The 24,070-nt window shown below is 54.1% G+C and carries 22 protein-coding genes; 11 read left to right on the forward strand and 11 right to left on the reverse strand.

Annotated elements, in window-relative coordinates; translation table 11 throughout:
• The first annotated feature begins 78 nt into the window (after window positions 1-78).
• The 7 genes from hutI to hutH all read left to right on the forward strand — a co-directional run bounded on the left by hutI (window position 79) and on the right by hutH (window position 7,113).
• Window positions 79-1,296 carry an imidazolonepropionase gene (hutI, locus tag JK231_RS05300; protein ID WP_211728141.1) on the forward strand — a complete coding sequence of 406 codons (1,218 nt, stop codon included), beginning with the start codon at window positions 79-81 and terminating at the stop codon, window positions 1,294-1,296.
• Window positions 1,293-2,084, forward strand: coding sequence for an N-formylglutamate deformylase (gene hutG, locus JK231_RS05305; protein ID WP_160834668.1), 792 nt, complete (start codon window positions 1,293-1,295; stop codon window positions 2,082-2,084). The genes hutI and hutG overlap by 4 nt, the downstream gene beginning before the upstream one ends.
• Window positions 2,085-2,506: 422 nt before the next feature.
• Complete coding sequence (locus JK231_RS05310; RefSeq protein ID WP_058962211.1) at window positions 2,507-3,358, forward strand: transporter substrate-binding domain-containing protein; 852 nt, start codon at window positions 2,507-2,509, stop codon at window positions 3,356-3,358.
• Between the two features lie 12 nt (window positions 3,359-3,370).
• Entirely contained in the window at window positions 3,371-4,090 is a 720-nt protein-coding gene (locus tag JK231_RS05315; protein ID WP_034820926.1) for an ABC transporter permease subunit, read from the forward strand.
• Window positions 4,091-4,101: 11 nt separating this feature from the next.
• On the forward strand, window positions 4,102-4,830 hold the full coding sequence (locus tag JK231_RS05320) for an ABC transporter permease subunit (RefSeq protein WP_160834666.1): 729 nt from the start codon (window positions 4,102-4,104) through the stop codon (window positions 4,828-4,830).
• Window position 4,831: 1 nt separating this feature from the next.
• A complete protein-coding gene (locus JK231_RS05325) occupies window positions 4,832-5,632 on the forward strand; it encodes an ATP-binding cassette domain-containing protein (RefSeq protein ID WP_211728142.1) in 801 nt (266 codons plus the stop codon).
• Window positions 5,629-7,113: a histidine ammonia-lyase gene (hutH, locus tag JK231_RS05330; protein WP_211728143.1), complete on the forward strand. Its 1,485-nt coding sequence runs from the start codon at window positions 5,629-5,631 to the stop codon at window positions 7,111-7,113. The genes JK231_RS05325 and hutH overlap by 4 nt, the downstream gene beginning before the upstream one ends.
• A gap of 1,069 nt (window positions 7,114-8,182) precedes the next feature.
• Here hutH and JK231_RS05335 read toward each other — a convergent pair.
• The gene (locus JK231_RS05335) at window positions 8,183-8,812 is read right to left on the reverse strand and encodes a flavin reductase family protein (protein ID WP_211728144.1); all 630 of its coding nucleotides are present in this window, start codon (window positions 8,810-8,812) and stop codon (window positions 8,183-8,185) included.
• 234 nt (window positions 8,813-9,046) lie between these two features.
• Here JK231_RS05335 and rlmF point away from each other — a divergent pair, with 234 nt between their 5' ends.
• The gene (gene rlmF / locus JK231_RS05340; RefSeq protein ID WP_166933163.1) at window positions 9,047-9,973 is read left to right on the forward strand and encodes a 23S rRNA (adenine(1618)-N(6))-methyltransferase RlmF; all 927 of its coding nucleotides are present in this window, start codon (window positions 9,047-9,049) and stop codon (window positions 9,971-9,973) included.
• A gap of 276 nt (window positions 9,974-10,249) precedes the next feature.
• Here the strand turns inward: rlmF and ybiO are convergent, their stop codons facing one another.
• From ybiO to rhtA, 6 genes are all read right to left on the reverse strand, one after another.
• The gene (ybiO, locus tag JK231_RS05345) at window positions 10,250-12,484 is read right to left on the reverse strand and encodes a mechanosensitive channel protein (RefSeq protein ID WP_249221637.1); all 2,235 of its coding nucleotides are present in this window, start codon (window positions 12,482-12,484) and stop codon (window positions 10,250-10,252) included.
• A gap of 162 nt (window positions 12,485-12,646) precedes the next feature.
• Window positions 12,647-13,369, reverse strand: a complete 723-nt coding sequence (glnQ, locus tag JK231_RS05350; RefSeq protein WP_038647952.1) for a glutamine ABC transporter ATP-binding protein GlnQ — start codon at window positions 13,367-13,369, stop codon at window positions 12,647-12,649.
• Complete coding sequence (glnP, locus tag JK231_RS05355; protein ID WP_038647949.1) at window positions 13,366-14,025, reverse strand: glutamine ABC transporter permease GlnP; 660 nt, start codon at window positions 14,023-14,025, stop codon at window positions 13,366-13,368. Before glnP ends, glnQ begins: the two co-directional genes overlap by 4 nt.
• Before the next feature lie 85 nt (window positions 14,026-14,110).
• Window positions 14,111-14,857 carry a glutamine ABC transporter substrate-binding protein GlnH gene (gene glnH, locus JK231_RS05360; protein WP_038647947.1) on the reverse strand — a complete coding sequence of 249 codons (747 nt, stop codon included), beginning with the start codon at window positions 14,855-14,857 and terminating at the stop codon, window positions 14,111-14,113.
• Window positions 14,858-15,177: 320 nt separating this feature from the next.
• Entirely contained in the window at window positions 15,178-15,681 is a 504-nt protein-coding gene (dps, locus tag JK231_RS05365; protein ID WP_038647945.1) for a DNA starvation/stationary phase protection protein Dps, read from the reverse strand.
• 296 nt (window positions 15,682-15,977) lie between these two features.
• The gene (gene rhtA, locus JK231_RS05370; RefSeq protein WP_097119370.1) at window positions 15,978-16,886 is read right to left on the reverse strand and encodes a threonine/homoserine exporter RhtA; all 909 of its coding nucleotides are present in this window, start codon (window positions 16,884-16,886) and stop codon (window positions 15,978-15,980) included.
• Between the two features lie 379 nt (window positions 16,887-17,265).
• Between rhtA and ompX the strand changes: the two genes are divergently transcribed.
• Complete coding sequence (gene ompX, locus JK231_RS05375) at window positions 17,266-17,778, forward strand: outer membrane protein OmpX (protein WP_045834179.1); 513 nt, start codon at window positions 17,266-17,268, stop codon at window positions 17,776-17,778.
• 59 nt (window positions 17,779-17,837) lie between these two features.
• On the opposite strand, the gene JK231_RS05380 is transcribed toward ompX, so the two are convergent.
• From JK231_RS05380 to JK231_RS05395, 4 genes are all read right to left on the reverse strand, one after another.
• On the reverse strand, window positions 17,838-19,064 hold the full coding sequence (locus JK231_RS05380; RefSeq protein ID WP_249221638.1) for a cytochrome c: 1,227 nt from the start codon (window positions 19,062-19,064) through the stop codon (window positions 17,838-17,840).
• Between the two features lie 53 nt (window positions 19,065-19,117).
• Window positions 19,118-20,896 (reverse strand): GMC family oxidoreductase, encoded by a 1,779-nt coding sequence (locus JK231_RS05385; protein WP_211728146.1) that lies wholly within the window; start codon window positions 20,894-20,896, stop codon window positions 19,118-19,120.
• Window positions 20,896-21,624 carry a gluconate 2-dehydrogenase subunit 3 family protein gene (locus JK231_RS05390; RefSeq protein WP_058961952.1) on the reverse strand — a complete coding sequence of 243 codons (729 nt, stop codon included), beginning with the start codon at window positions 21,622-21,624 and terminating at the stop codon, window positions 20,896-20,898. Before JK231_RS05390 ends, JK231_RS05385 begins: the two co-directional genes overlap by 1 nt.
• A 305-nt stretch (window positions 21,625-21,929) precedes the next feature.
• Window positions 21,930-22,124, reverse strand: a complete 195-nt coding sequence (locus JK231_RS05395) for a hypothetical protein (RefSeq protein ID WP_045814029.1) — start codon at window positions 22,122-22,124, stop codon at window positions 21,930-21,932.
• A gap of 265 nt (window positions 22,125-22,389) precedes the next feature.
• Between JK231_RS05395 and mntR the strand changes: the two genes are divergently transcribed.
• Complete coding sequence (gene mntR / locus JK231_RS05400; protein WP_034820884.1) at window positions 22,390-22,848, forward strand: manganese-binding transcriptional regulator MntR; 459 nt, start codon at window positions 22,390-22,392, stop codon at window positions 22,846-22,848.
• 21 nt (window positions 22,849-22,869) lie between these two features.
• Window positions 22,870-23,979 carry an SLC13 family permease gene (locus tag JK231_RS05405; RefSeq protein ID WP_211728147.1) on the forward strand — a complete coding sequence of 370 codons (1,110 nt, stop codon included), beginning with the start codon at window positions 22,870-22,872 and terminating at the stop codon, window positions 23,977-23,979.
• The last annotated feature ends 91 nt before the right edge of the window (window positions 23,980-24,070 follow it).

Consider the following 24,070-nt stretch of genomic DNA (forward strand, 5'->3'; position numbering starts at 1 on the left):
CCTTAAGGGCGGAAAGTTGTATATACATATACATACTTTGAGACGCACTGTAAATCGTCAGACGTGAAGGGGAGTGGGATGGCAGAAGCGAAGCAGATCGACAGCCTGTGGCTGGGGGCCGATATCGTCACCATGCGAGACGGGCACTATAACCTGATTGCCGACGGCGCACTGGCGGTGGATAACGGCGAGCTGATTTGGGTAGGACCGCGCAGTGAACTGCCGGATTTTGCCCCGCGTACGCAGCAGCAATTTGACGGTGGCATCATCACGCCAGGTTTAGTGGATTGCCATACGCATCTGGTGTTTGGCGGCGATCGCAGCCAGGAGTTCGAACAGCGTCTGAACGGCGTCAGCTATGCCGAGATCGCAGCGCAGGGCGGCGGTATTCTCTCCACGGTGCGTGCTACCCGCGCGGCATCACAGCAGGAGTTGGTGGCAAGCGCGCGCTGGCGTCTGGATCGATTGCTGGCAGAAGGCGTCACTACAGTGGAGATTAAATCGGGTTATGGCCTCGATGAAACCAGCGAGCTGACCATGCTGCGCGCCATCCGCGAATTGGCGGAAACGGTGCCCGCCGATGTGCTCTCCACCTGCCTTGCCGCGCACGGCTTCCCGCCCGAGTTTAAAGAAAACCCACAAGGCTGGATCGATATCATCTGCAATCGCCTGTTACCGCAGGTGAAAGCGGAAGGGCTGGCGGATGCCGTCGATGCCTTCTGCGAACATCTCGCCTTTTCCCCTGAGCAGGTTAGCGCGGTGTTTGATCAAGCCAAAGCGCTGGGGATGCCGGTTAAACTGCACGCTGAGCAGTTGTCCGCGCTCGGCGGCGCCACGCTGGCGGCTGAATACGGCGCCTTGTCAGCCGATCATCTTGAATACGCCACCGAAGCCGATGCGCAAGCGATGGCGCAACACGGCACCGTTGCGGTGTTGCTGCCGGGCGCGTTCTATCTACTGCGCGAGACCCAACGCCCACCAGTGGATCTGTTCCGCAAACACGGCGTGCCAATGGCGCTGGCCAGCGATGCCAATCCCGGTACTTCTCCGGCGCTGTCGCTGCGTCTGATGCTCAATATGGGCTGCACGCTATTTGGCATGACCCCGGAAGAAGCGCTGGCGGGTGTGACCCTGTGGGGCGCGAAAGCGCTGGGATTACAGCATTCGCACGGTTCGCTTGAGGCCGGCAAGGTGGCAAACTTTGTGCACTGGCCGCTGGCGCGCCCGGCAGAACTGGTTTACTGGTTGGGCGGCGAATTGCCGTGCCAGGTTATTTATCGTGGAGAAGCGCAATGACACCTTTTCATTTCACCGCCGGTAAGCTGCCGCTGCTGGTCAGCATCCCGCATGCGGGCACCCAGTTAACGCCTGAAGTGGATGCCGGATTAAGCGACGCGGCACGCGGTTTGCCAGATACCGACTGGCACATTCCGCTGCTTTACGATTTTGTGCGTGATTTAGGGGCCAGCGTGCTGGTTGGCCACTACTCACGTTTTGTCATCGACCTGAATCGTCCGCCGGATAACCAGCCGCTGTACACCACCGCCACCACCGGCCTCTATCCTGAGACGCTGTTTGACGGCACGCCGACCTTCGCCGAGGGGAAAACCCCCAGCGCCGCCGCGCGTCAGGGTTATCTCGATAATATCTGGCAGCCGTATCACCAGCAGATCCAGCAAGAGCTGGCGCGATTGAAAGCTGAACACGGTTATGCACTGCTGTTTGACGCCCACTCCATTGCTTCGGTGATTCCGCGCTTGTTTGATGGTCAGTTGCCGGATATCAACATTGGCACTAACAGTGGTGAGAGTTGCTCGACAGCGGTGATCGAAGCGATTAAAGAGGTTTGTGTCGCGCAAAGCGATTACAGCTGGGTGGTTAATGGTCGTTTCAAAGGCGGTTATATCACGCGTGCTTACGGTCAGCCGCAGCAGGGCGTACAGGCCGTACAGCTCGAGCTGGCACAGCTTAATTACATGGATGAAACCCCGCCGTTTGCCTGGCAACAGGATCGCGCGTCACAGCTGCAAAAAGTGTTAAAACCGATGATGCAGGCTTATTTACAGGCTGGAAAACCTCTCTAATCGCCCGAGTCGTCATGCCCGCCAGGGCAAATTTTTTACCAGGCAGTCACCTTTGAAAGGTGGCTGCCTTTTTTATTGGTAGGGAAGTGCGGGCTCAGACAACGCACCAGACCCATCTCGTTCCCTCTCAAACTCCGTTATCCCCATAAAAGTGCAATCGCGCCCCAAAAATGTGCATCAATACGTCCGTGCCGTGACCATTCCCTGATTCCAACGCCTCTGCCGATTTGGCACACTGCTTGCTAGGTTGTATGTACAAGTAAAGACCACGTGGTAATTATCACTTTTTATTCTGGCTGGCTCACAAAAAGCTTATGCCGACAATGATCTGCCGCAAGCTAACTTGTATATACATGAAATGTCATCTGCGCTGTATCAGCTAACAGAGACAGCCAATTCGATTAATGACCAGGAGAAGCCGCATGACGCACCGTGCCCCGATTCGCCGTTTTTGCCTCACGACCCTGTTTGCCAGCCTGATGATCAGCGGTGTTGCTGTACAGGCCAAAGAGTGGAAATCGATCACCATCGCTACCGAAGGCAGCTATGAACCCTGGAACCTGACGCTGCCGGGCGGCAAGTTAGGCGGCTTTGAACCTGAACTGATGGAAGACTTGTGTAAGCGCATGGGCATCCAGTGCAAGCTGGTGGTGCAAAACTGGGACGGCATGATCGCCGGACTGAATGCTGGCAAATATGACGTGATCATGGATGCGATCGTCATCACGCCGGACCGCAAAAAAGTGGTCAATTTCACCGTGCCTTACGCGTCGACTCCCGCCACCTTTATCACCACCAAAGACAGTCCGCTGATGCCGGCCGATCACAACATCATCAAGCTGCATGACGATGAGAAAGAGATCAACACCGCGATTGCGCCACTGAAAGCGGCGTTAAAAGGCAAAACGATTGGTATCGCGTCCGGCACGGTTTACACGCCCTTTATTGATAAGTACTTCAAAGATGTCGCCGACGTGCGCGAATACACTTCCTCAGCAGATGCGATTCTCGATCTTCAGGCGGGGCGTATTGATGCAGTATTCGACGATGTGACCTTCGCGCAATCGATGCTGGCGCGCAAAGAGAACAGTAACCTGACCTTCAGTGGCCCGCAGTTGGGTGGCCCGATTTGGGGTGAGGGCGAGGCGATGGGCGTGCGCATGGCTGACAACGATCTGAAAGCCAAACTCGACGAGGCCATTAAAGGCGCACTGGCCGATGGCACCGTGAAAAAGCTGAGTGAGAAGTGGTTTAAAACTGACGTAACCCCGTAAGTGAGGTGAAAGATGATGAGCCTGCTGAGTTTTGGTGCTGATGGCTGGGGCCGCCTGATTTTGGGGGCTGCCTTCACCACGCTGCTGCTGTCGCTGGCGGCGTTGATGATTGGCGCGGTGGTCGGTTCCGGCGTGGCGGCAGCGAAACTGTCGCCGCAGCGCTGGGTTCGCTGGTTGGGTGAAGCCTATTCCACGGTGTTTCGCGGCATCCCGGAACTGCTGGTGATCTACCTGTTCTATTTTGGCGGATCGGGCCTGATTACCCTGGTGGGACAGATGTTTGGCGCGGATGGTTTTATCGAAGCGCCGCCGTTCCTGATTGGTGCACTGGCAATCGGGCTCATCTCTGGATCCTATCAAGGTGAGGTGTATCGTGCGGCGCGTCTGGCGCTGGCCAAAGGTGAAGTGGAAGCGGCAGTCGCGATCGGCATGCCGCGCTGGCGTATTGCCCAGCGCATTTTGCTGCCGCAGATTGTGCGCTATGCGCTGCCAGGCATGTCAAATGTCTGGCAGATGAGCCTGAAAGATTCGGCGCTGGTGTCGGTGACCGGCATCGTCGAGCTGATGCGTGCCAGCCAGGTGGCGGCGGGATCCACGCGCGATTACTTCACTTTCTATCTGATTGGCGGTGGCTGCTATCTGGTGCTGACGCTGCTGTCTAATCATGCGTTCCGCCGGGCAGAGTCTCGCCTTGGACGCGCGTGGCAAAGTCGCACTGCGGCACAGCATTAAGGATCAGCAGTATGATTGACTTCGCCTTTCTGACCGATACCTTTCTCAAGCTGAGCGCCGCGCTGCCGGTGACGCTCGGCCTGTTTATCAGTGCCTTTCTCTGCGGTGGCATTTTCGCTATCGGCATTCTGTCACTGCGCATGAGCCGCTGGCGGGTGCTGAGCGGCTTTGCGCGCGGCTACATTCTGGTGTTTCGCGGCTCACCGCTGCTGATCCAGCTGTTCCTGATCTATTACGGATTGGGGCAGTTTGGCGTGATCCGCCATAGTTTTGTCTGGCCGTTCCTGCGCGAGCCCTTTACCTGCGCGGTATTGGCATTGTCGCTGTGCACCGCGGCTTATACCGCTGAAATCCTGCGTGGTGCCTTACTGGCGGTGCCGCCGGGGCAAGTCGAAGCAGGGCTGGCCTGCGGCATGTCGCGCTGGCTACTGCTGCGTCGCATCATCGCGCCCATCATGCTGCGTTATGCATTGCCCGCGTATTCCACCGAAGCGATCCTGCTGGTGAAGTCCACGGCGCTGGCCAGTCTGGTCACCGTGTGGGATGTCACTGGTGTGGCGCAGCAGATCATTCAGCGTACCTATCGCACCATGGAAGTGTTTATCTGCGCCGCCGCCATTTATCTGATCCTCAACTTTATTATCGTCCAGCTTTACGCGTTGTTAGAACGCCGTTTAACCCCGGTGCATCGCGTTGAAAAAAAGCCGTTACCCGCCGTTAAACCGCTTGCCGGAGAGTGATATGCAATCCACATCCCCCGTAACCTTAAGCGCCACCGATATCCATAAATCCTTTGGCGCAATGGAAGTACTGAAAGGCATTTCGCTGCAGGCGCATCAAGGCGATGTCATCTCAATTCTCGGCGCCAGCGGCTCGGGTAAAAGTACCTTATTGCGCTGTATCAACCTGCTGGAAACGCCAGATGCTGGCGTGGTGAGCGTCGGTGGTGAAACCATTGAGATGAAGCGCCATGCGCGTGGTCATCAGCTGGCGGCCAATCCCAAACAGATTGAGCGCCTGCGTTCGCGTCTGGGCATGGTGTTCCAGAGTTTTAACCTGTGGTCGCATATGACGGTGCTGCAAAACGTGATTGAAGGGCCGCACTATGTTCTGAAGCGCGATAAGAAAAGCTGCATTGCCCAGGCGGAGCAGTTGCTGGATCGCGTTGGCCTGTTGAATCGCAAAGATTTTTATCCGGCACAGCTTTCCGGCGGCCAGCAGCAGCGTGTGGCGATTGCCCGCGCGCTGGCGATGGACCCGGAAGTGATGCTGTTTGATGAGCCAACCTCAGCACTTGATCCCGAGCTGGTGGGCGAAGTATTGAAAGTAATGCGCAGCCTGGCGGAAGAGGGGCGCACCATGTTGGTGGTGACGCACGAAATGGGCTTTGCGCGTAACGTTTCCAACCGGGTGGTGTTTATGCATCAGGGGACCATTGATTGTCAGGGGACGCCGGAAGAGATGTTTGGCGCACAAGGCTCGCATCGCTTTAAGCAGTTTATCTCCAGCCATCAGAGCCATCACACGGAGCAACCAGCATGACATCAGTGTGGGGCGATGAAACGCTTTCCTGGCAGGATGTTGTGCAGGTGGCACGGCACAATGCCGAACTGACGTTAAGCGCCAGCGCCTGGCAGCGTATTGCTCAGGGGCGTGAGATCGTCGAGCAGATTGTGACCAGCGGTCATATCGCTTATGGCATCAATACCGGGCTGGGGGCGCTGTGCAATATCACTTTGCCGGAAGAGCAGCTCAGCCAGTTGTCACGTAATACGCTATTGAGTCACGCTTGTGGCGTGGGCCCATTACTGGCTCGTGAACAGGTGCGTGCCATTCTGTGTGCGGCGATTGCAAACTATAGCCATGGCAAATCGGGCGTCTCCGTGGCACTGGTGCAGCATTTGCTGGCGCTGCTGAATCATCAGATTACGCCGCAGGTGCCGTCGCAAGGTTCAGTGGGCTATCTCAGCCATATGGCGCATATCGGACTCGCGCTAATTGGCGTGGGCGATGTTGAGTATCAGCAACAGATCGTGTCTGCAGAGCAAGCGCTGGCGCAGGCTGGATTAACGCCTTATCGACCTGGCGCGAAAGAAGGCTTGAGCCTGGTGAACGGCACGCCGTGCGTGACCGGGTTGTCGTGTCTGGCGCTGGATGATGCGGCGCGGCTGTTGGATTGGGCTGACGTGACCGGCGCGATGAGTTTTGAGGCGCTGCGTGGGCAGTTAGTGGCATTTGATGCCGAAGTGATTGCGCTGAAAGCCAGTCCTGGCATGCAAGTGAGTGGCCTGCGTTTACGTCAGTTGCTGAGCGACAGCCCGCTGCTGGCTAAAAGCGTGGGTGTGCGCACCCAGGATGCACTGAGTTTGCGTTCGATGCCACAGGTACACGGTGCCAGCCGCGATCAGTTTGATCACGCGGCGCGACAGGTGGATACCGAGTTGAATGCCTGTACCGATAATCCGTTGATACTCGGCACCGTGGATAACTGGCGTGTGGTGTCGCAGGCCAATCCGCACGGTGAATCGGTGGCGATGGCGGCTGATGTGTTGGCCATTGCCATGGCGGAGGTTGGCAGCATTGCGGAGCGACGTCTGGATCGTTTAGTGAATCCACTGGTCAGCGGTTTACCGGCGTTCCTGGTGGCGCAGCCGGGCGTGAATTCCGGCATGATGATTGCGCAGTACGTGGCGGCGTCGTTGTGTGCGGAGAACCGTCAGCTGGCGCAACCGGCGGTGCTGGATAATTACGTGACCTCGGGTTTGCAGGAGGATCATCTTAGCTTGGGTACGGGAGCTGCGTTGAAACTGCTGAAGCTGGTGGGGAATGTGTGGCAGATTCTGGCGATTGAGTACCTGCTGGCGGCGCAGGCGCTGGATTTCCATGGCGAGGCGGAGTTGGCGGAAGGGACGAAACAGGCGTTGCGCCGTTTGCGGGCAGAGGTGGCGAACTGGCAGGAAGATCGCTGGCTGGCACCGGAAATTGCCCGGGCGGTTGAGGTGATGAAGAACGGTGTTTGCTGAGTGTTCATAAGTGATGCCGAACTGCTTAACTGCTTAACTGCTTAACTGCTGAATGCGTGTGGGTGCGGGCCGTAGCACCTCTGCTGCTGCCGGGCAGTCCTCGCGCCGCTGGCGCGGTGCCCTCGGCTTCCACGTCGTGCCGACGGAACGTTCGGGGATCGACCATCCCTGGTCGGCCCCGAACTGATCCACGCATCCCTGCGTGGATCTCCTGGCCCAACGTAAAAGCCTCAGCGCTGCGGATGGCCCTTGCAGCATCAGAGGTGCTACGGCCTCAAATATTGTGCCGCTTTCAACAGCATTCACTTGAGCTCATCAGCAGATTGTAAAATTTGGGTCATCCCTGCGTGGATCTCCTGGCCCAACGTAAAAGCCTCAGCGCTGCGGATAGCCCTTGCAGCATCAGAGGTGCTACGGCCTTAAATATTGTGCCCCTTTCAACAGCATTTACTTGAGCTCATCAGCAGACTGGAAGATTTGAACCATCCCTGCTTGGATCTCCTGGCCCAATGTAAAAGCCTCAGCGCTGCGGATAGCCCTTGCAGCATCAGAGGTGCTACGGCCACTAACACTTGTGCGGTATTTTTCAACTCGCATTCAAGTTTGTGAGCCGATGTGAGTTCTTACTGGTTGAAGTTTATGAGTCGGCTGATGCTCTCATTAGCATCACAAATTCAATCTTATGGACAGAAATAAGCTTGGTGACAAACACACTGAAGCTTATGGGAATGAAAGTGCCTTTAACAAAACGCACGAAAGTTTATGAGCAGGCTGGGGGCGCAGGGGGGCAGGCAATCCGCAGCGCCGAGCTGAGTGAGTCTGCCAGGATAGCCCGCAGGACGCGGGGGAAAGGCGGGGCGGCACAGGGATGTGCCATCCCCGCCGTTCCGTGAGGCAGACGAACGAAGTGAGGGAACCGCGTCAGCGGCGCGAGGACGCTAGCCCCCCTGCGCCCCCAGCCAGCGTTAACTCGATTTTAAGCCAACCCGTATTTCAGTCAGCAATCCAAACTCGTGTTTCAAACTGCATTCAAACCCGCAGTCCAACCGCAACCGCCAACCCACACAATTTAACCGCGGCGCGCATCCGGGCGCACCAAATCAAACCGCAAATCCTCACTGATGCCGTAATACGCCGATGGGCCGCCGGCTCGCAGAATAGGCTGTGCCTTGGCGGTCTGATAAATGCCATCTTCCAGCAGCGCTTCATCAATATGAATTGCCACCACTTCACCCAACACCAGCCAACTCTCCAGTTCAGTGCCTTGCACATCCTGCAGGCGAATCAGCTGAGTCAGGCGGCACTCAAAATTCACCGGGCTCTCTGCCACCATACTGACGTTCACGTGCGAGGCAGCGATGGGTGTCAATCCCGCGAGTGCGAACTCATCTTGTTCAGACGGCACAGAAGCCGAGCTTTCATTCATCGCTTCGGCGAGCGGGCGAGTAGCCAGATTCCAGACGAATTCTTTGCTTTCACTGATATTGCGCACACTGTCTTTCCAGCCGCTGCTGGCAAAACCAATAATCGGCGGATGATAGTTAAAGCAGTTAAAGAAACTGTACGGGGCCAGGTTGCGCTGGCCACTGGCGCTCAGCGAACTCACCCAGCCAATCGGGCGAGGACCAACAATGGCGTTCAGCGGATCGTGTGGCAAACCATGCCCGCTCCTTGGCTGATAAGTATAACGTTGTCGCATTAGCGCTCCTGGCTCGTCTGTTAAACTTCGCACCGCAACGGTGTTATGGCATTCCTGTCGCTATCATCAGGAAACGCTAGCGGATGACCATAACGACAGCTTGCTGCAGCACGAATTATTTTGGACTCAATTTTGGGATATCAGGTTTAAATGCAATACAGATAATCGTGTAAGCGGATTGTGCGATGCCGCCATCCAGCGTATCTTACGCCCGCGCTACTATCCGGAGAATCTATGAACAAGCCAACCGCCACCTCGCCATTCCATCCCCGTAATCGCCATCAGGGCCGTTATGATTTTGCTGCTCTGACCGCGGCTCATCCGCCGCTGGCGGTGAAAGTCCGTCCAAATGGCTACGGCGAGTTGTCGGTGGATTTTGCCGATCCTGAAGCGGTAATGCTACTCAATCAGGCGCTGATTAAGCTGTTTTATAACCTGAACTGGCAACTACCGGAAGGCTACCTGACGCCACCCGTACCGGGCCGTGCTGACTATGTGCATGCGCTCGCAGATTTGCTGGCCAGTGACAACGGCGGCAAAGTGCCACGCGATGTCGATGTGATGGATATCGGTTGCGGGGCCAATCTTATTTATCCATTGATCGGGCATGCGGAGTACGGCTGGCGCTTTACCGGTACCGATATCACGGCGGAAGCTATCACGGCGGCAAACCAGATTGTCGCGAGCAATCCCGGCTTGCAGCGCGGCGTGCGTCTGCGTCGTCAGAAAGACGAGTCCGCCATTTTCGCCGGTGTGGTGCACAAAAATGAACGCTATCATGCCGTGCTCTGCAATCCGCCATTCCATGGTTCGGCGCAGGAAGCAGCGATGGTCGGTCAGCGTAAAACACGCAATCTGGGCTTAGGCAAAGATGCACCGCTTAACTTTGGCGGTCAACACAAGGAACTGTGGTGCGAGGGCGGCGAGCGCCAGTTCGTGGGTAAGATGATCGATGAAAGCGTGGCTTATGCCGATCGTATTGTCTGGTTTACCTCACTGGTTTCGCGCAAAGAGAACCTGCCTGCGTTGCGCGATCAGTTGCGCGATCTCGAGGTTGAGGAAGTGCGCATCATCGAGATGGCACAGGGGCAGAAACAGAGCCGCTTTATCGCCTGGACATTCCTGCCGCCAGCCGCGCGCAATAAACGCTTCGCGCGCTGAACCAGCGAATCCTGAGGCCACATTCCACATTGTGTCGTTAGTGGGTGCGAACTCGGGATCGCTCATTTAAATATTTGTGCTGAATCGTACGGACTCAAGACCGTAGTCCACATCGGTTGAACATTGAGGCGAGCACTGGAAATATCCCACTTGAGTTCTCGCGATGAGACTGGCGGTTAAAGGCTGCAGCCTGCATGTGTTCGGATGCAGGGGCGAGTCTTAGCCCGCGAATGTAAGCGTTTAATCCGGTGTCCTAAGGTTTCAACCAACGTGTTTTTATGATGGATTGGGCGGTGGCAGCGCTGCCAGCGTGGCCGCGGAACCCACATCGTTGCCGGTCTGCATCACTTCCACCGTCTGATGCGGCGCTTTAATCCCTGCGGCATCAAAATGCTTCTTCACCTTGTCATCCAGCGCAAAACGCACTGTCCACTGCTTCAGCGGTTGGGTGGTGAACGACACACGCACGGTAAAGGACTGGTTGGTCAGGCCCACCAGTCCGGAAAAACTCGGTTCGCCAATCACCATGCCGCGAATATCCGGATTCTCCAGCAACTCCTTCACCGCTGCCTGCAAGGTCGCATTCACACGCTCGGTGTCTTCACTGCGGTCTACATCATAGTTGGCGACAAACGAGCCAATACCGCGCACAAAGTTGGCGAAAGTGGTAATCGAAGACCACGGAATGATGTGATATGCGCCGGTATCCTGACGCACGCCGACGGAGCGAATTGACATGCGCTCCACCGTGCCAGTGATCGGGCCAATGGTCACCAAATCGCCGGTGTTCATGCCGTTCTCAAACTGAATAAAGATACCGGTGATAATATCCTTCACCAGTGTTTGCGAACCGAACGACACCGCCAGACCGAGCGCCCCGGCACCCGCCAGCAGCGGCGCGATGTTAACACCCACTTCTGACAGCAGAATCATAATGGTGATGGTGCTGATCACCACCGCCAGCGCATTACGGAATAGCGTCAGTAAGGTGCGCCTACGTGCGCTGGGCATCGGCCTTCCGTGTGAATCCGAAGCCAGACGGCTTTCGATCAGGCTGGCCAGCAGCGTCCAGCCGATGGCGGAGAGCAGCAAAATCATCACGATACGAATCAGCACATCCACCATTTTCTGCCCGGCTCCCAGCGTGAGCCAGTGCCAGAGATCAAACAGATTCCAGGCATTGAGCAGCAGCAATAGCGTGGCGAACACGGTGATCACACGCGCCAGTTTTAGCAGCGCTTTGACCCAATCATTGACGCGTTTTTGCAGTTCCGAATAGTTACGGCGCAGATCCGGCGACAGCGTCAGCGTTTTGCCAATCCAGCGCGTTAGCATGCCGGAAATCAGCGCGGCGATAACAATAATCGCCATGCTGCGCACCGTGGCCGACATCATAAACTTCAGACTGTCACCCGGATTGAAGATCGAGAACAGGAACAACGCGATAAAGTAGGCACTCGCCAGCCAATGCCACACCATACCGAAGGCGCGGATAAACAAGGCAAAGAAGCTCATACTGCGATCGGCCAAACGCGACAACTCGTCGTGGATGTTGCGTCGATTGCGGAAAATCAGCCACAGCGCCCAGCCAGTCATGATGCACATGATCAACACATTCACCAACGCAGCGATTTGCATATTCACCTGATTGCCGACAATCGGCACCACCACGAGCAAACCATAACCGATGATGCCGCTGAGCCAGCTAAGACGTGTGTTCCAGTAAGCGGCACGCACATCGGAAAGATGAAAGAAGCGCAGGGTGGGGAAGCGTGGGCAGAATATCAATCGCAACACCGCTTTGAAAAACTCAATCAACGCGAAGGCATTGAGGAATAGCCCCTGCTGATAGGCAATGGTGCGGTTATTGTTGTGGTAGTTCTCACTGATAATCTGACCAACAAACAGCGTCAGCGCCAGAAGCACTAAGACGAGAAGAAAGGCGACGATAATGGTGGCAGGAAGATGCAGCCACTTGGTGCGATCCAGATTATGATTGCGCCCCCAGGGGCCCATGCGCTGCCACACGGGATACATCAACAGCCGCGTGAACCAGTAGAAAGCAAAAACGGCAGCGGCGAGCCCGGCGAAATACTTCAGGGCATTGAAGAAGGTTTGCTGATTAAACGATTTGTGCGGTGCGTTAACGATGTTGTCGTGCAAACGGACAAACTGCGAGGCAACGGCTCCTCCGTATTCGCGTGTGACGTTGGTGACGCTCTCCAGTACCGTGGGATCTTCCTGATCGGCCTGCGGCGGAGCCAATACCGGCTGTTCATTATTGGCTTTGCTGGTGGCGGCCTGACGAAGTTGATCGATCAGTTCCTGACGCGAATCGTTATTCTCCAGAATATTGGCCAGCGCGGTATAAGCGGCTTTTTTATCTTCCAGCGTCGGCTCACTCTCAGCGGTGGTGCTGGCAGCAGGCGTTGACGTTTGCTGAGCGGCGACGGCGGCCTGCGGTAGATTGACCGCGTTTGCGGTGGGAACGAGTAACAGACAGATCAGCATCCATATGGTCAGGCACCATGATGGGCGGGCAAACGACATGACCTTCTCGTTGAGCAACGCACAACGGCACAAGAGAAAAAGTATAGTCAGCGATGGAAGGTGAAGATTCTGAAAGGAAATTTCTTTACGGAAGAAGAGGCGGCTTTACAGCCGCCTCGTCATTTATGACACGTGCTGCAGGAACTCGCGCAGACGATCGCTCGGTGGGTTGGTGATCAACTCATCCGGGTTGCCATCTTCCGCGATGGTGCCTTTATCAATGAAGATCAGGCGCGAAGCCACTTTCTGAGCAAAGCCCACTTCGTGCGTTACGATGACCATCGTCATGCCTTCTTCGGCCAGATCCTGCATCACCTTGAGCACTTCATGGCGCAGTTCTGGATCGAGTGCAGAGGTTGGCTCATCAAACAGCATCATCTTCGGTTTCACCGCCAGCGCACGAGCGATGGCAACACGCTGCTGCTGACCACCGGACAGTTCAGCTGGGAAGTGGTGCGCACGCTCGGCAAGGCCGACTTTACCCAACAGTTCACGTGCCAGTTTCTGTGCATCGTCTTTCTTCGCACCGCGCACACGAATCGGGCCGAAAGCCACGTTATCCAGCGCACTCATCTGCGGGAAAAGATGGAACTGCTGGAATACCATGCCCGCTTCCTGGCGAATCAGGCGTTCATCGACTTTAGGATCGTTAACTTTCATGCCATCAACGATCAGGTCTCCGGTGGTGATCTCTTCAAGCTTGTTGATGCAGCGCAGCAGGGTCGATTTACCTGAGCCAGATGGCCCGATAATCACCACCACTTCACCCTGATTGATCTTCAGATTGATGTCATGCAGGACTTTGGTCTGGCCGAAGTTTTTAGAGACGTTTTTAAATTCAATCACAGGATTTTCACCTTCTTCTCAATACGGCGCAGTACAAAGCTCAACACCAGCGTAATAACCAAATAGATAATGGCAACGGCACTCCAGATCTCCAGCGCGCGGAAGTTTCCGGCGATGATTTCCTGGCCCTGACGGGTCAGTTCCGCCACGCCGATCACGATAAACAGCGAGGTATCTTTGATACTCACGATCCACTGGTTACCGAGCGGTGGCAGCATACGACGCAATGCCAACGGCATGATGACGTAACGCAGGGTTTCACGGCGGGAAAGACCCAGCGCCAGACCTGCTTCACGGAAGCCTTTGTTGATCGACAGCACGGCACCACGCGTGATTTCCGCGATATAGGCACCGGAGTTAATCATGATGGTGACCACGGCGGCGGTAAACGGATCGATACGCAGGTCAGGGAAGGCCATCGGCAAGGCGAAGTAAATAAACATCACCTGCACCACGATTGGCGTACCGCGGATCAGCTCGATAAACACCAGCGCGATATTATTGGCGATCCATCCGCCGTACGCGCGCGCGAAACCGGCGACTAAACCAATGATTAACCCGCCAATTAAGCCGAGTACGGAAATTATAAGGGTCATTTTGGCGCCTTCGATCAAAATCGGCAGGGCTGGCCAAATGACGCTCCAGTCAAACTCCATGGTGTAACTCCAAAATCTGTTGCAATGGAAATGTAAAAAGCAGGGAGACTAAGCTCCCTGCTGGAAAAATCGGCTTAGGCCGGAATTATTTTGGCTCGCTGCCGAACCATTTTTTATAAATTGTGTTGTAAGTGCCGTTGTCGCGCAGGGTTTTCAGCGCGCCATTAATCTGGTTACGCAGTTCATCGCTGCCTTTAGGCAGGGCGATACCATACTGCTGAGCTTCGATAGACTCGCCAACCGCTTTGAAGCGACCTTTACCGGCGGTGTGAATGAAGTACAGGATGTTTGGCGTATCGTGCAGCACGGCGTCAGCACGGTTGGTACCCAACTCCATGTAAGCGTTGTCGATGTTCGGGAACTGACGCAGATCTTTAGACTTGATGTGCGCTTTCGCGTAATCAACAGAACCGGTACCGCTCTTCACCGCAACCACTTTGCCGTTCAGATCGTCGATGCCTTTGATGTTGTTTTCGTTCTCACGCACCATCACCAACAGACCACTTTTGTAGTAGCCGTCAGAGAAGTCGATAGCCTTTTTGCGCTCGTCGGTAATGGTGATACCGGCCAGAGCCACGTCAACGTTTTTGGTTTGCAGTGCTGGGATAATGCCGCTGAAATCCATTGGCTTCAGGGTGTAGTCCAGCTTCAGTTCTTTGGCGATAGCGGCCCACAGGTCGATGTCGAAACCAACATATTCGTTACCCTGTTTGAATTCAAAAGGAACGAAAGCGGTGTCGGTCGCAACAACCAGTTTCTTATCTGCTGCAGTGGAAGAAAGCGAGAAGGCCAGCGCCAGCGCGGCCACGGAGACTTTAATCAAAGACTTCATCATTATTTTCCTTATTACCCTTCAGACCTGATGGCCTGATGTACGGCTATTCATATGAAAAAATTATGCCAACTTTTCATTTTGGTCGAAATCAGCAGGATGCAGGGCCTGGCTGAAGCGATTTTGCTATAGTCGAAAAGTCTGCACTAATATGGATCACCAAAATAGTGCGTCGTGCTGTTGTGGTGCAGGCACAGTGTGCACCAAGGGCTTAGCAAGGGAAAGGCAGGATTAAGATTTTGTTAACGACGTCAAAAAAAGCACCAAAATGTTACAGACATAAAAAAAGGCGGGATAACCCGCCTTCGCTGTAACGTGCATTATTCGATGTTGGATTCGATAAACCACAGGAATTTATCCAAATCACGCGATGCCGCCGTGAAAATATCAGCGGTATCTTCATCACTGACTTCACTGATGGCCTTACGCGTGTCGTTCGCGACAATCGCGTAACGATCGGCCAGCGCTTTCAGGTGATCCTGAACGGTATGGATGTTGAGCGGATAGCTTTTTAATGGCGTCTTGTCGTTGACGATCTGAGTGGTACCCAGCGCCACGCCGCCGAGCTGTACAACACGCTCTGCAATGGTGTCCTGATGATCGGTGATGGCAGTACGGAAGCCATCCAGCATTTCATGCACACCGATAAAGTTGGCGCCGCGCATATTCCAATGCGCCTGCTTAGTGATCAGTGACAGATCAATAAACTCCACTACCAGACGGTTGAGCACCTCGATGGTCGCTTTCTTATCGCTATCAGCAACATCATTACGGGTGTAAATGAGATCAGACGATTTAGTTTTAACCAGTTTTGCGGTACTCATCATTAATATCCTCTAATTGATGGTTGTCCTAATCAAGCACGGGAATAAGTATAGCAGTAGTTTTTGGCTGTGCCGGATTGTTTAAACCGATGACAGGAATAGATAAACCTTAATGTTGTGCGGGATTTGAGCGTTTTATTTATTTTTCATTTATATCAATGATATTATGTTATGTGTTAATTACTTATCAATGATGTTGCAAAATAATAACAAAAGTGAAGGCGGTGATGAGAAAAAAGAGAATGAGAATGCTTATATATTCAGCCTGCAGCTTAACAGGCTGAATTTGGCATTATTTATTGCGGATTATTAATATCCACTTCGCTTATTTTGGCACTCTTCTGTTTCATGGTGAGGGTCGAACCCGCTGAAGCGGCAATAATGGCCAGCAGCGCGATCCACTGCTTCAGCGTCAGCAATTCTCCGAGGAACAACATCCCTGAAAGCGCTGCCATCGCGGGTTCCAGGCTCATCAGCGTGCCAAAAATGCGAGCGGGCAGGCGGGTCAGAGCCATCATTTCCAGTGAATAAGGAATCGCACTGGAGAGCAGGGCGATAATCAGCGCCAGGGGCAGAATTTCCCAGTGCCAGATGCCGGGTGCCGCAAAGGTTAATCCAAGCGGAACAAAGATCACCGAGGCAATCAACGATCCCATGGCAACGGTTGCTGGACCATGTTCCGCACCGGCGCGTTGCCCTGCAAGAATATAGACCGCCCAGCAGGCACCGGCCCCCACTGCTAACAGCGCACCCAGCGGATCGATATGGCTGATGCCATCACCAATCGGCAGCAGAAACCACAAACCGGTGACCGCCAGAAGCACCCAAAGGAAATCGAGCGGACGGCGCGCACCGGCCAATGCCAGGGTCAAAGGGCCGAGAAACTCCAGGCCAACGGCAACGCCCAGCGGCACGGTGCGAATGGATAAATAGAAGAGATAGTTCATACAACCCAGGGCCAGACCGTAGATTAAGAGCGGTTTGCGCTGTGCAGAGGTAAATCGTAAACGCCACGGCTTAAAGATGACGCACAAAATCAGGGTGCCCAATCCGAGGCGCAGTGCGGTGATGCCCGGCGCCCCCACGCTGGGGAACAGCGATTTTGCCAGGGAAGCACCGCCCTGAAGCGAGAGCATAGCAATCAGTAGCACGGCAATCGGGAACAAAACCGGGGCCATTCTGGTGTTCGTCAGAGGCGTAGACATCCTGTAATTCAATCCTGTAGTGATTAACAACACAGCAACAAAACGTCAGTGTAAAGGAATCTTCAGGAAATAAGGAGGAGTGTAAGAGGGAAAATAAATGCAGTGACCGCCTGGAAAATAACCGTTTTTCGGGCCATTTAAGTAAAGAAATGTCAGGTTAGTTTAGGAATATCCTTAAAGGCATTATTTGCAGCCCGAAATATTCTTGCAGGAAGATGACGTTTTTTATAAGTAAAATGAATGACATAGGAAACTTCATTAACTTTCTGTTACACCAAACAATCTGTTAGACAACAAATAGCGGGCAGAGTTTCTTACTAATTTTTGTTATATTTTCAGCGTTGTCAGGAGAGAAGTATATTCACATTTGAGGTGGTTTATGAAAAAAATTGCATGTCTTTCAGCACTGGCTTGTGTACTGGCAGTTTCAGCAGGTTCAGCCATGGCGCAGAGCACCGTTTCTGCTGGTTACGCGCAGAGCGATTATCAGGGCGTTGCTAACAAAGCAAACGGCTTCAACCTGAAATACCGTTACGAAGATGGTACTAACCCACTGGGTTGGATCGGTTCTTTCACCTACACCGAGAAAGACCGCACTGACGCTGGCGTTTACAACAAAGGCCAGTACTACGGCATCACCGGTGGTCCTGCTTACCGTCTGAACGACTGGGCAAGCATCTACGGCGTTGTGGGTATCGGTTACGGTAAATACCAGGCAACTGACGCTGCTGCACAGTACAAAACTGATTCAAGCGACGTTGGCTTCTCTTACGGCGCAGGCATGCAGTTCAACCCAATCCAGAACGTTGCAGTTGACGTGGGTTACGAGCAGAGCCGTATCCGTAGCGTAGACGTAGGCACCTGGATTGCTGGCGTAGGCTACAGCTTCTAAGTTTTTGCTTAGCCCAGAGTTGCACAAGAAACGGCCCTTTACGGGCCGTTTTTTTATGCTTACTTTTGCGGGGCGGGAGGAAGCGTGGCGCGGATCTTCTTCACCTGATCGGCCGTTACCGGCGCCGCTTTGTTACCCCATCCATTGCGAATAAAGTTAGCGACATCAGCGACCTGCTGATCATCCAGGCGCCAGGCGAAATCTGGCATGGTGAAACCGGTCGGCGCCTGTTGCGTAATCGCACGCTGGCCGCCTTTCAGAATCACACTGATCACTGATGACGGGTCTTCACTCAACAAGGCCGGATTGTGTGCCAGCGCCGGGAAGGTACTGGCATAGCCTTTACCGTCCGTACGATGGCAGGCAGCGCAGTTATCCACGTACACCTGCGCACCTGGCTGGCTGACATCCCCTTTGAACAGCGCTTGCGACGTCGCATCGCTGACCTGTGGTGCAGCGGTGTTATCCGCAGCCGGTAAAGACTTCAGATAAACGGCAATCGCATTCAGATCTTCATCACTGAGATACTGGGTACTGTGCGCGATCACATCCGTCATCGAACCAAAGGCAGCGCCTTGCTTATTCGCGCCGGTTTTCAGGAAGGTGGCGATATCTTGCTCAGACCAACTGCCCAAACCCGCTGCCGGGCTGGCGGTCAGATCTGGCGCATGCCAGCCTTCCAGCGTGCCGCCGGTCAGATAGCCTTTGCTGTTCTGATCCATGGCTTTCTCCTGGAAGCCGATGCCACGAGGCGTATGGCATGAGCCACAGTGGCCAAGCCCCTGCACCAGATAAGCACCGCGTTGCCACTGTGCCGATTGACCGGCTACAGGAGCGTAAGTGCGGTCATCGGCAAAGGTCCAGCGCCAAAACGCCAGCGGCCAACGCATGCTGAGCGGCCAGGGGATATCACTTTTGCGATTTTCCTGACTCACCGGTTTCACACCCTGCATAAAGTAGTCATACAACGCGTGCATATCGCTGTCGCTGATTTTGGCATACGACGGGAACGGCATGGCGGGGTAGAGCGAGCTGCCATCTTTCGCCACACCGCCACGTACCGCTTTGACGAAGTCGTCGTAGCTGTAGTCGCCAATGCCGTGCGTTTTATCTGGCGTAATGTTGGTGGAGTATATGGCGCCAATCGGCGTGCTCATTTTGAGCCCACCGGCGAAAGGTTGCCCACCTGCTGCGGTATGGCATGCGGCACAATCGCCCGCTTTGGCCAGATACTCGCCTTGCTTAACCGAGGCATCGGTCGCGGCCGATGCGGCGTGGCTGATCAGTGCGCCGCCGAGAGCGAAAAAGAGTGCGGAAAATTTCACTGTAACGCTCCTTATCAGGCCTGAACCAGCGCACCAGGGTTAGCCAGATAGCGGTTGCGAATCGCATCCGCCGCGAATAATGCGGTGGCACAGACAATCCCGGTTGGGTTGTACGCCAGGTTTTGCGGGAAGCAGCATGCGCCCGTAACGAATACGTTCGGTACATCCCAGCTTTGCAGGAACTTGTTCACCACGCTGGTGCGCGGATCGTCGCCCATCACTGCACCACCGGTAGTGTGCGTTGATTGGTAAGGGCGGACATCGTAATGGCTGTTGAGGGTTTTGAAGCCCACTTCATAGTGCTTAGGATTCATCACCTTGACGATCTCCTCGGCCTTATCTTTGATGAAGTTGGTCATCTTCAGTTCATTCTGCTGCCAGTCAAAGGTCATACGCAGCAACGGTTGGCCGTAGATATCACGGTACGTAGGATCAAGGTCGAGATAGCACTGCTTATACGGCATCACTGAACCTGACGAGCCGACGTTCATGTTGTGCAGATAATTATCTTTGATGGCCTGTTTCCAGCCGGAACCCCAACGCGGCGCATCTTTAGGGATGCCCATCTGCTGGATGGGACGTCCACCGGAGAAGGCCGCAGATATCGTGGCGCCGCCAACGAAGCCGACTTTGCTGTGATCGAAGTTTTCCGCATTGAAATCATCGATAACGGTGGAGGTGGCACCCGTGGCGGCAAATGGATTGAACCAATTGTCGTTGTCATAGAACAGCTTGATACCGCCGGTCATCTGGTAGGCATAGTTTCTGCCCACCACGCCGTCACCGGTTTGTGGATCGTATGGCTTACCGATTTTTGACAACAGCAGTAAGCGCACATTGTGCAACTGGAAGGCACTGAGGATCACCAGGTCAGCCGGTTGCTCGACTTCATTACCTTGCGCATCGATATAGGTGACGCCAGTGGCTTTTTTACCGCTGCTGTCGGTATTGACACGAATCACGTGCGCCTGCGTGCGCAACTCAAAGTTACTAAACGGCTTCAGAGCAGGGATAACACAGCTTTGCGGGGAGCCTTTGGAGTAGTTGAAACAGCCGAAGCGTTCGCAATAACCGCAGTAGTTACACACGCCAAGTTGCACGTTGTAAGGGTTGGTCCAGGGTTCGGTGGTGTTGGCTGCAGGGCACTCAAAGGGGTGATAGCCCAGTTGCTTTGCGGCTTTAGAGAATAATTCGCCGGCATACAGCGTTTTTAACGGTTTGGTGGGATAGCCATTTTTACGCGGAGATTCGAACGGGTTACCGCCTTCGACGGTTTCACCGTTGAGGTTACCGACCTGACCGGCCGCGCCGCAAATTTTCTCAAACTTATCGAAGTAGGGCTCCATCTCGGCATAAGAGAAGGGGTAATCCTGCACCGTCATGTCTTTAGGAATGAAGTCAGCACCGTATTTTTCGATGACTGTGCTGCGCATTTTTAAGTCCGCTTCCAGCGGACGCCACAGCTGACCGTTCCAGTGGGTACCGGCACCGCCCACACCATCACCGGGCAGGAAGGAACCGAATCGGCGATAGGGCAGCGCGGTTTCCTGCGTAGTGTGACGAACCGTCACGGTCTCTTTCGAGGCGTTTTGGAACAGTTTTAAACGAATGCCGTAAGTCAGTTCATCGGCAATACGCGGATAGGAGAAGTCGGGGTAGGTATCGCGATTTTCGCCGCGCTCCAGTGCCACAATATTCAAACCAGAACTGGCCAGTTCCATCGCCATGAGCGAACCGGTCCAGCCGAACCCGACGATGACCACATCGACGGGCGCTTTTTTTACTGCCGCCATTACACGCTCCTTTTACTGGAAATGCTGACTGGGCCAAGAGGGTAGGGTTTATTAGGCTGCTGTACGGTATCGACGAAATCCGCACGTGCACCGGGGAAACCGATCATTTTCCACGAGGCCAGCGTTTGGTTGCCGCCGTGAATCGGATCGGCGAGATAACCCTCTTTGGTGTTCTCCAGCAGTTGCTCGAAAAACAGCTTGCCGTGAATGGCATCGTTATGCAGTTTGTCGGCTTCCAGCGCACGCAAAACCTCTTCCTGTTGCGCCGTTTCCAGTTGATAAAAATCTTTTTGGTACTGCTGCTGACAGTGCTGGTCAGCTAAGGCGATGCCTAACCGATAGGTATCGCGTGGCACCAGATGGGATTGGTAACCCATTTCCGGAATCGAATCGGCGAACGGGCCTTGCATGTACCACAAGCGACCATAGCCGTAGGGCAATTCCATCTGCTTATCGATAAACACCTGTACACCTTCACTGACGGCGCCAGGACCGTTGGCATCGGCAGGGATCAGGCGATCCAGCGCGGCGAGCAGAAATTTCCACTCTTTATCGTTGAAGTAAGCGGGAACATAGTCGGATAACACGCCTTGCGGCTTGTCGGCAGCGGGGGAGGAGAGTGACACCACACCGGAACTGGCTGCGGCGGCGAGGGGAATGAGCGAGAGCGATTTTTGTAAAAATCGTCTCCTGCCCGATGGTTGCTCTTCAGGCTTTTTAAGTGACATTGCTAATCTTCCTTACGAAAAACCCACCCTGGGTTGATTTTGTTATAAGTATGTAATTTTTTGTTATGAGGAGATTAATCAGACGTCACAACAGGTTGCAAGCTAAAAGTTAGCAGCCTAATCGTTTAAGCGTTATTGAAGGTAAAGTTATGTCAGTGCCTGAAGCGATTCAGCCACAGTGAGCGCAGGGATCGGAAATTCGTTCAATAACAATAGAAAGAGTAGGACTAAAAAGGTAACAAAATGTGAGATCGTGCAAAGGATCCGTTGAGGAAACGGATCCTGAGAAGAAATTTATGGATGAATCAGCCGCGCCAGATGAGATTGGGGCAAGGGCGCTCGGTCAGCTGTTTGCCGGTCAGCTTTTCAATCAGCATCAGACGCAGGGCAAAAGGCGAGCGTTTAAACAGGCACAGCAGCGATTTCAGCTCAAAAGCCGGTTTGCTTTGCTCAACCTGGAAGCATTTGCCACAGTCGAGGCAGTTTTTCATGGTGGTCATGTTCACCTCCCGAATGAATAACGACGTAACAGTAAGCACAAACCTGCGATAAACAGCAGGAAAAGGAGTAGCAGCAGATAGGGTGCGTTCATCGTTGCCTCCTAAATAAGCTATTCGCTTACATTACGAACAAAGATAGCACTGGCTATACTCTTTAGCCAACACTATTTAGGAAAAATTTGTGCTTATTTGTGCCTGGTTTACAATGAGCGCAGCCAGGCCCGCACCGCAGGTAAAGTGCGGCAGATAATAATGAGGAAGCTGAATGAGTCGTCGTGCAAAGAGCGCCACCAATACGCCCCAGGGGCCGCTTAAAGATATAGAGGAGCATGTCGAAGGATTTCGCCAGGTGCGCGAAGCGCATCGACGTGAACTTATTGATGACTACGTAGAGTTAATCTCTGATTTGATTCGTGAATTTGGTGAAGCCCGCCAGGTCGATATGGCCGCGCGCCTCGGCGTTTCACAGCCCACCGTGGCAAAAATGTTGAAGCGTTTAGGCACCACCGGTCTGGTGGAACAGGTTCCTTATCGCGGTGTGTTTCTGACGCCTGAAGGTGAAAAGCTGGCTGAAGCGAGCCGCGTACGCCACCATATTGTTGAAACTTTCCTGCTGGCGTTGGGTGTCAGCCCGGAAACTGCCCGCCGGGATTCTGAAGGCCTGGAACATCACGTCAGTGATGAAACCCTCGCCGTCTTCCAGAAGTTTTACGAGAGCCGCTAACTTACAAGGTCTTCCGCCATCATGCCCATCGTGCTTCGTTCCTTAATGCGTGATCGTATTTTGCATTTGCTGTTGCTGTTGGGTGTGATTTTATTGCCGCTGGCAGAGTATCGTTGGTCGCAATTGCCTGCCGCCGTTGACTGGCACACTATCATGACGCTCACCGGGCTATTGATGCTAACCAAAGGGTTGGAAAACAGCGGTTATTTTGATGTGCTCGGCGCGCGTCTGGTGCAGCGCTTTCAACATGAGCGTACACTGGCACTGTTTATGGTGTGTGCCGCTGCGCTGCTTTCCACCTTTCTCACCAACGATGTGGCGCTGTTTATTCTGGTGCCGCTGACCCTGACGCTACGCAAATTCTCGCGTCTGCCGATTTCTCGTCTGATTATTTTTGAAGCGCTGGCGGTAAATGCCGGATCGCTGCTGACGCCGGTGGGTAATCCGCAAAACATTCTGTTATGGAGCCACGGCACGCTCAGCGTGCCGGGCTTTATCTTGCAAATGGCACCGCTAGTTGCCGTGTTGATGATCAGCCTGATGGCGCTCACCTGGTGGAGTTTTCCTAAACAAACCATCCAAAAGCACGCGCAAAGCGAAGCGCATCAATGGGAAAAACCATTATTTATCATCAGTGTGCTGCTGTATCTGATGTTTATTGTGGCTTTAAAGCTGAAAATGACCGGATGGGCGCTGTTGTTGGTGGCAGGCTGCTTCCTGATTATGGCGCGCAGCGTATTGATCAGTATTGACTGGAGCTTGTTGCTGGTATTTGTCGCGATGTTCATCGATGTGTTTTTACTGATGCATCTTCCCCTGCTACAACCGCATTTCGCCGCGATAAGCCAGTTGAGTGAAGGCGGTTTATACTTGCTGGCGATAGGTCTTTCACAGGTGATCAGTAATGTGCCAGCCACCATCCTGTTGCTGCAAAAAGTGCCGCCTTCAGAGGTGCTCGCCTGGGCCGTCAACATTGGTGGATTTGGCTTGCTGCCGGGTTCATTGGCTAACCTGATTGCGCTGCGTATGGCGCAAGACAGCAAAGTCTGGTGGCGCTTTCACCTGTTTTCTTTACCCATGCTGGCGTGGTCGATGCTGTGTGGCTGGTTGCTGTTGCGCTGGCTACACTAAGCCTGCCATTTTGTTCTGCCCGATGAGCTGACGCGCTGATTATTCAGCGCGTTATCGCACTTAGTGGCAGAAAATGCGTTGATTGTTGGCT

This window comes from Pantoea sp. JGM49, assembly GCF_018257655.1.
Classification (GTDB): Bacteria; Pseudomonadota; Gammaproteobacteria; order Enterobacterales; family Enterobacteriaceae; genus Pantoea; species Pantoea communis.